Annotated in this window: 6 protein-coding genes, 1 pseudogene and 1 riboswitch; of the genes and pseudogenes, 1 reads left to right on the top strand and 6 read right to left on the bottom strand. The window is 40.5% G+C overall.

The window, feature by feature from the left end:
• The 6 genes from WYK_RS25765 to WYK_RS26380 form a co-directional block, all read right to left on the bottom strand.
• Window positions 1-181 (bottom strand): hypothetical protein (locus WYK_RS25765; protein ID WP_235782549.1); only part of this gene is annotated, 181 nt, incomplete at its 3' end.
• 97 nt (window positions 182-278) lie between these two features.
• Window positions 279-2,597 carry a universal stress protein gene (locus WYK_RS17175; protein WP_040375701.1) on the bottom strand — a complete coding sequence of 773 codons (2,319 nt, stop codon included), beginning with the start codon at window positions 2,595-2,597 and terminating at the stop codon, window positions 279-281.
• Window positions 2,598-2,647: 50 nt separating this feature from the next.
• Entirely contained in the window at window positions 2,648-3,202 is a 555-nt protein-coding gene (gene kdpC / locus WYK_RS17180; protein ID WP_040375702.1) for a potassium-transporting ATPase subunit KdpC, read from the bottom strand.
• Between the two features lie 25 nt (window positions 3,203-3,227).
• Window positions 3,228-5,267: a potassium-transporting ATPase subunit KdpB gene (kdpB, locus tag WYK_RS17185; RefSeq protein WP_040375703.1), complete on the bottom strand. Its 2,040-nt coding sequence runs from the start codon at window positions 5,265-5,267 to the stop codon at window positions 3,228-3,230.
• 22 nt (window positions 5,268-5,289) lie between these two features.
• Complete coding sequence (gene kdpA / locus WYK_RS17190; protein ID WP_040375704.1) at window positions 5,290-6,963, bottom strand: potassium-transporting ATPase subunit KdpA; 1,674 nt, start codon at window positions 6,961-6,963, stop codon at window positions 5,290-5,292.
• Between the two features lie 24 nt (window positions 6,964-6,987).
• On the bottom strand, window positions 6,988-7,062 hold the full coding sequence (locus tag WYK_RS26380; RefSeq protein WP_411838338.1) for a potassium-transporting ATPase subunit F: 75 nt from the start codon (window positions 7,060-7,062) through the stop codon (window positions 6,988-6,990).
• 484 nt (window positions 7,063-7,546) lie between these two features.
• A riboswitch (cyclic di-AMP (ydaO/yuaA leader) is annotated at window positions 7,547-7,687 on the bottom strand.
• Between the two features lie 240 nt (window positions 7,688-7,927).
• Between WYK_RS26380 and WYK_RS17195 the strand changes: the two are divergent.
• Window positions 7,928-8,125: pseudogene (locus WYK_RS17195) on the top strand (Na-translocating system protein MpsC family protein); the annotation flags it as partial.
• Window positions 8,126-8,199 lie beyond the last annotated feature (74 nt).

The following is an 8,199-nucleotide window of genomic DNA, read 5'->3' on the forward strand; positions in this document are numbered from 1 at the left end:
CACTAGTCCAGCTTGTCCCCGCTACAAAAAATCCAAAAGAGGTTCGGAATGAAACCATTCCGAACCTCTTTTGTCTACAAACTGAAACGACATGTTCGTCGTTTGTTTTTTTCGTTTTAAAATGGGGCTGTTGATTTCCGTTCCAGGCGCTTCGCTTTCCGCGGGCGGTGAGCCGCATCAATGCTAACGCTCCTGCGGGGTCTCACCTGTCCCGCTATTCCCGCAGGAGTCTTCACGCCAACACTCCAATCAACCGTCTTTCTAAAGTTAATCTTGAATTAATCAGCCACAACTAATACATCGAGGTGTCTAGTTTCTCTTAATAGCCTGGCGACAATCGAACCCTGCTTAATTTCCTGCCACCTTGACCTCGCTGAATGGCCGATAATGACTTGTGTAGCTTGTTTGTCTACTAATTGCTGGGTAAGTTCTTGAATAATTAATCGTCTGTTTGCACTGGCATATTGTTCAAACGTTCCCCCTAAGCGTTCAGTAAGACTTCTAATTTTATGGAGATTGAGCTGCTCATCTTCTGACAATGTCGGATGATCTTTGACATAAACGACAAACCACTTAGCTTTAAGACGATATGCAAGCCGAAATCCCCTTCTGATTAAACGCTCTGAATCCGCCCTAAGGTTTACGCAGACAAAGATGACTTCTTCCTTCCTCCATAATCCTCTCACGCCTTCTTTCCTTACTAAAGACTCTAATCGCTCATCTACTTCATCTGCCAGTTCTCGGAGCGCAAGTTCACGAAGAGCAATTAGATTTTGTATTTTAAAAAAATGACTGAGAGACTGCTCTATTTTATCCATTGCATATATATTTCCTTCTGTCATTCTCTGTCTAAGTGCATAGGGAGAAATATCGATTAATTCTAGTTCATCAGCACCCTGCAATACCATATCAGGGATTGTTTCTCTGACTCGTACGCCTGTAATTTGCTCTACACTATCATTTAAACTTTCCACATGTTGAATATTCATAGTAGAAATAACGGAAATTCCTGAATGAAGGATGTCTAATACATCCTGATACCTTTTTTGATTCTCACTACCCGGAACATTGGTATGTGCTAATTCATCCACTAGGACTACTTCAGGATTACGTTCTAATATGGCTGCTACATCCATTTCTTCTAATACAACTTGTTTATATCGCACCTGTTTCCTAGGTACCGTCACTACGCTGCCGACTTGTTCAGCTGTCTCATGTCGACCATGTGTTTCTAAAAACCCAATGACCACATCAATACCGTTTTTTCTTAATTCATTAGCTTCCCTTAGCATCGTATAGGTTTTTCCTACGCCTGGGGCTGCACCAATATATACTTTTAGTGTTCCTCTTTTAACATCTTGTATTTTTTCTTTCACTTCATCTGGTGACAATCTTCGATAGGAGTTTTTCTCTTTACTCGAATGAATGGCCGTAATTACTCTTTCTCCGTGCTCTTGGGCACGATCTGCGACAATGCATATGTCGATATGTTTTGTTTTTCTTAGAATTCGATTAATAATGGAACCGTGAATAATTTCTTCCCATCTCGTCCTTTTTGATTGTCCCAGGGTAATCCTTGTAATATAATGCTGCATAGCATATTCCACGATTTCATCGGCGATATCTTCCCTGATGATCAAGACTTCTTCAAATTTTCCTTTTAATTTATGAATCAACTTTTGCATTGATTTTTTAAACATGTCTTCTTCTTTTGTCAGATTCTTTTGTTTTACGATAAAGCAAGCGATTAATAATTCGCCGCCCAGTCGTTTTGCTATCTGATCCCCTCTTCTAATTAAAAGGGAACCATTCCAATTATATTGTACGCATACCAGGATCCGTTCGGTGGCTCCAGAGGGGCCAACTAATCCTTCTTGTTCTCGAATTTCCGTCAAGTCTTCTTCTACTTCCCCTGCTAAGAATCGTAGAGACAGTTCCCTTAGAACGGCTAGGTTATCCTTATTGTATAATTGTCCCTGCTCATTTTGTTGATGACTTGCTTCAATATTCCCTTCTAGTAGACGTTTTAAAATGGCTTCAGGAGTTACATCCAAGAGTCTAACCTCATCAGCCACTGTCAATGTATCTTCCGGAACAAACTCACTACTATAAATTGGGCATTTCATTAACCGTTCGGCAACTTCTTTAACCCCTTTTAATTCGTAGATATTGATGGTGGTAATCACACTGATTTTGTTATTGATTAATTCTTTGACCTCTTCTAATCTAGTTCGGTTTTCAGCTGATGGCCGATTGCTGTGGGCTAACTGGTCAACTAACAGCACCTCTGGATTTCTTTTGTAAATTTCCTGCATATTTAAATCATGTTTCACCTGACCATTATCCTCCCACTCAATAGAAGGAATAACTTCAAGACTGCCTAATTGTTCTAATGTTTTGGGACTGCTGAGTGTACTTACTACCCCTGCAGCCACATCAATCCCGCGTTTTTTCAGCTCATTTCCTTCCAGGAGTAAATGATAGGTTTTCCCGGAGCCGCTTACCGCTCCGAGGATAATTTTGAGTCTGCCTTTTTTGATTGTAGAAATGGATTGAAGAATTTCATCAGGTGTTTTTCTGCGAAAGTTCTGGGACATAGGCATACCCTCCTAAAACAGGAGAGTCACTAGTACTCTCCTCAACTCTTTCACATGTCATCTAAAGCTATATTGATCTCTAAAACATTGATTCTCGGTTCTCCAAATAACCCTAGCGAGCGGCCTTCCTTATGTGTATTGATAAGGTCATATAAACGTTCTTCTGAAATCCCGCGTTCTTTCGCTATTCGAGGCACCTGAATGTTTGCTCCTTGAAGTGAAATATTCGGGTCAAGTCCTGAACCTGAATTAGTGACTAAATCGGCTGGTATTTCTGCTTTCTTGACTGTTGGATTTTCCGCTAGAAATTTAGCCATATCACTTTTTGTTCGTTCTATCATTTCTTTATTTGATGGAGAATAATTAGGTGTTCCCGAACCAGCTGCATCATAATTAATAGAAGAAACACGACCATGAAAATAACCGGGATCTGAAAAAGACTGACCAATTAACCGCGAACCAATCTTCTCACCTGCTTTATTTTCAAGTAAGCTGCCCTCTGCTTTTGCCGGCATTATTACTTGGGAAACCCCTGTTAAGAGCAACGGATAAGCTAACCCGCAAATAACGAGCAGAACGAAAACTAAACGGATATTTTTTAACATGTCTTCCACACACCTTTTTATCAAATTAGGCTATTCCCATTAATACAAGAATCAGGTCAATGGCTTTGATTCCGATAAATGGCACAATTACTCCACCCAAGCCATAAATAAATAGATTCTTAGTTAACAATTTAGAGGCATTCATCGGAACATAATTTACCCCTTTCATGGCTAATGGAATTAAGAGGGGAATAATTATTGCGTTAAATATCAAAGCCGCTAATATGGCACTTTGCGGTGTGTCCAGATCCATAATGTTTAGAGCCTTCATTTCTGGAATGGCAACCATGAACATGGCTGGAATAATCGCAAAGTATTTAGCAACGTCATTCGCGATACTAAAGGTAGTTAAAGCCCCTCTTGTCATTAGCAGCTGCTTGCCAATTGCGACGATTTCAATGATTTTTGTTGGATCTGAGTCCAGATCAACCATATTCGCCGCTTCCTTCGCAGCATGCGTTCCCGTATTCATTGCTAATCCTACATCCGCTTGAGCTAAGGCAGGTGCATCATTTGTTCCATCACCGGTCATGGCGACAAGCTTACCTTCGGCTTGTTCTCGCTTGATCACCCTAATTTTGTCCTCCGGCTTTGCTTCGGCAATATAATCATCAACACCTGCTTCTTTTGCAATCGTTGCCGCCGTTAATGGGTTATCGCCGGTACACATTACCGTCTTTATCCCCATTTTCCGTAATTCATTAAAACGTTCTTTCATACCAGGTTTTACTGTATCTTTTAAATAGATAACACCCAATATTCGTGTTCCTTCTGCCACAGCCAGCGGGGTTCCGCCAAGTGACGCGACTTCATCACTAATGTTTTCTAAATCAATTGGAACTTTCCCTCCCTGCTGCAGGATATATTTCTTGATGGCATCAACTGCACCCTTTCTCACTTTGGTGCCATCAGCCAGGTCTGTCCCGCTCATTCTGGACTCAGCTGTAAATTCTACTCCTTCTGAGCCTTCCTTTTTCAACCCCTCTTTGACTGCTCCAGCTTTTACAACAAATTCAACTACTGAACGCCCCTCAGGGGTTTCATCATGCATCGATGAATAAGCAGCAAACGTATTCAGCTCTTTTTGTGTTACCCCCTTAACCGGCAAAAGTGAAAAAGCCATCCGGTTACCTAGTGTGATTGTTCCGGTTTTATCTAAAATAATCGTATTAATATCTCCAGCAGCTTCTACCGCTTTCCCAGATTTTGCAATCACATTAAATTGTGTCACTCTGTCCATACCTGCAATTCCAATTGCGGAAAGAAGACCTCCTATTGTTGTTGGAATCAAGCAAACTAGTAAAGCCACTAATGTAGCAGTCGGCAAATTCACATTTATATAGGAAGCAATTGGGACTAGTGTGGTACAAACTAACAGAAAGATGAGTGTTAACCCAACAAGCAGGGTGCTGAGTGCAAGTTCGTTAGGTGTTTTTTGTCTCTTAGCACCCTCTACTAAACTAATCATCCGATCGAGAAAGGATTCACCTGGATCACTGCTGACTTTCACTTTAATATAGTCACTAATTACTTTTGTCCCGCCTGTTACAGAACTGAAATCTCCTCCTGATTCTTTTATGACCGTAGCTGACTCACCAGTAATAGCTGATTCATCTACCGAAGCAACACCTTCAATAATATCTCCATCACTTGGTATGAAATCATTGGCTTCCACTAACACAATATCGCCTTTACGCAGGTCTGCGGCATCCACTACTTTTATTGAACCATCTTTTTGAATAACCTTAGCTTTCGTGTCCTGTTTCGTCTTCTTAAGACTATCTGCTTGTGCTTTTCCCCGCCCTTCAGCTAACGCCTCCGCAAAGTTAGCAAAGAGGATGGTTAATACTAAAATGAAGCTCACAGTCAGATTATATCCCCGGTTTGATTCCCCCCCGAACAATGATGGAAATATCGACAGCAGCAACGTCATAACAAAGCCTATTTCTACGACAAACATGACAGGATTACGTGCCATTAGCTTTGGATTTAATTTTTTAAACGCATCTTTACATGCTTCAATCAGGATTGGACTAGTGATGTTTCCTTTACTCTTTGTACTCATCTGGAATACTCCTTTTCAACAGTTATCTAATTGTCAGCCACTCAGCAACTGGGCCAAGGGCAAGTACGGGAAAGAACGTTAATGCTCCTATTATTAATACAGTGGCTAAAAGGATGACTAGGAACGTACTATTATCGGTTTTAAGTGTTCCAATTGTTTCTGGCACACGTTTCTTAGTAAGTAATGACCCTGCGACTGCGATCATGGCAATCATAGAAAAGTAGCGGCCGAATAACATGACCAAGCCGGTAGAAATATTCCAAAAAGGTGTGTTATCTCCTAACCCTTCAAACCCTGATCCATTGTTTGCCGCTGACGATGTAAACTCATACACCACTTGAGAAATCCCATGAAACCCAGAATTGGAAATACCCGATGTACCCATTTCAGTAGCTAACGCAATCGCCGATGGTCCTAAAATGATTAATGGATGCAGGAGAATGGCTATCGCTATTAACTTCATTTCTCTTGCTTCAATTTTTTTACCTAAAAATTCTGGCGTTCGGCCAACCATCAGCCCAGCAATAAATACGGCCATAATAGTATACATAAGAATATTGACTGTTCCTACTCCATCACCGCCAAAGACACAATTCAGCATCATTTGGGCGAGCGGTACCAATCCTCCGAGCGGAGTCAGCGTATCATGCATCGTATTCACTGTCCCTGTTGTCACAGCTGTCGTCACTGCGGTAAAAAGCGCAGATTGTGCGATACCAAACCGTACCTCTTTCCCCTCCATACTCCCATTTTCCTGAGAAAGACCTATTTTTTCTAACGCTGGATTCCCATTTAACTCACTAAAATAAGCCACACTCAGGAAGACAATAAATAGTGACCCCATCGCACAAAATAGAATCCAACCTTGTTTTTTGTTTTTTGCCATACGACCAAACGTCAATGGCAGGGCCGCTGGGATTAGAAACATACATAGTATTTCTAGTATGTTAGTAAAGCCAGTAGGATTCTCAAATGGATGGGCCGAGTTAACCCCAAAGAATCCACCGCCATTTGTACCTAGATGCTTGATTGACTCTAATGCAGCAACTGGGCCTCTTGCGATATTCTGTGCAGCTCCTTCTACTGTCGTCACTGCAGCAGTAGAGCTAAACGTTTGCGGTACCCCTTGAGAAACTAATATTAACCCGATAAGAATCGATAACGGCAGCAGTACCCGTGTAAGGGAACGAACTAAATCAACATAAAAGTTTCCGATATTTTTTTGCCCTGTTACCCCCCTAAAGAAAGCGATACATAGAGCAAGACCTGTTGCTGGTGTCGTAAACATCAAAAAGATAATCACGGTCATCTGTGATAAATAAGATAAACCAGATTCTCCGCTATAGTGTTGTAAGTTCGTGTTTGTAAGGAAACTCGCAGCCGTATTGAAGGCGAGTATCGGATCCATATTTGCTATATTACTAGGGTTTCCAGGCAGCACCCCTTGAAAGCGGATAATTAGGTACGAGATGATAAACATGATGAGATTACTAAACAGCAAAGCTTTGGCGTATTTTTTCCAGTTCATTTCACTGGTTTGTATGCCTGACAGCTTATAAATAATCCGTTCAATCGGTCCAAATATTCGATCCTGCTTTGTCGTTTCAAGGGAATAAACAGTCGTTAAATAGTTTGCCATTGGTATCGCTAGTACAAGAACCAATACCAGCACCACACTGATTTGTAAAAAATCCATTTACATTTCCTCCGTTAGTAACGATTAATATTTTTCTGGGTTAAGCAAGGCATGAACTAAATACAACATAACCACTCCGACAATCACCAATAGCACCATTTTTCTACTCTCCCTCTTTTTCAATAACGTTTTGACAAAAGTGAATAAATCCTAAAAAGAGTGAAAAGGTAACAACTGTTAACAGCACGGATACAGCATCCATTTGAATCTCTCCTTTCGACTAGTTGATCAAAGAAACATCACCACCTCCTTTCCATGCTGCCTCTGTCAAACTACCAATCCATAAAAAAAAGACCAATGCGTACTCATCCCCCGATATGCAGCCGATGCAAAAAATCGATTCGAGTTTCAACAATGAAAAAACTTCATTGCAACAGAAACAGAATGATTTGCAAAAGCAAACATTAATTTGGAGAAAAAGTACTCATTGGTCTACTTAACGTCCAGCAAGCATTGCTTCCTTTACGCTCAGTCATCCAAGAACATTTTTTCAATATAGGCATACTAAAAAGACCTACAGAAGGACAGGCTGCTCATTTTGCTGAAATCAACAAAAAAGCCCCCTGATTTAAGGTGGTCTTATGACCTCCTTCGCTTTAGCCGACGAAGTTAGCTGACGGGTAGGATGGCGAAAGAGTTCACATCCCTTCTGCAAAAGCAGAATTAACCCCAAAATACTGGGTCCTCCGTTCTCAAAATCTTTGAGATTTGGCCTTTATCAAATTGTGATGATGTCGCTTATTTTACGCTTAACTAGAAACATTTGTAAACCAGTCGAAACAACCAAATAAACCCAAAACCGCTGAAATAGATTCATTTTTAATGATTTACCTAACCAAATCACCATATTTCTCGTTAATTCTCACTTTTTCAAACTTTTGCAATTTTTTATAAAATCGATTGACAAGAAGTTAGGCAGCAATTATGATAAATCCCAGCAATAGCCAAAATTAGTGGAGGGATTATGCTAAATTCTAAGAAAAAACTTGAAGCTGAAATTAGTGCTGCCTTTATCAAGTTTCAGCGTGAGTTGATTGGGAGAGGACCACAGGAAGCAAAAACGTATATTATTAATGATATGCTTATTACCCGATTTAAAGGTGTTCTGACTGTTGAAGAAGAACATCTTGCCAGCCGGAATGCAGGAAAGAAATTAATTAAAACAAATGTCGTTCTACTTCTACATAGAAATGTACCACCCGAGGTATTATAGAAAAAAATTGTGGAACAGTATAC

Source organism: Peribacillus psychrosaccharolyticus ATCC 23296 (assembly GCF_000305495.1).
Lineage (GTDB): Bacteria > Bacillota > Bacilli > Bacillales > DSM-1321 > Peribacillus > Peribacillus psychrosaccharolyticus.

Bases quoted from the DNA above. Each gene is read 5' to 3' on its own strand.
- WYK_RS17175 (WP_040375701.1), bottom strand. From the start codon at position 2,597: ATGTCCCAGAACTTTCGCAGAAAAACACCTGATGAAATTCTTCAATCC.
- kdpC (WP_040375702.1), bottom strand. From the start codon at position 3,202: ATGTTAAAAAATATCCGTTTAGTTTTCGTTCTGCTCGTTATTTGCGGG.
- kdpB (WP_040375703.1), bottom strand. From the start codon at position 5,267: ATGAGTACAAAGAGTAAAGGAAACATCACTAGTCCAATCCTGATTGAA.
- kdpA (WP_040375704.1), bottom strand. From the start codon at position 6,963: ATGGATTTTTTACAAATCAGTGTGGTGCTGGTATTGGTTCTTGTACTA.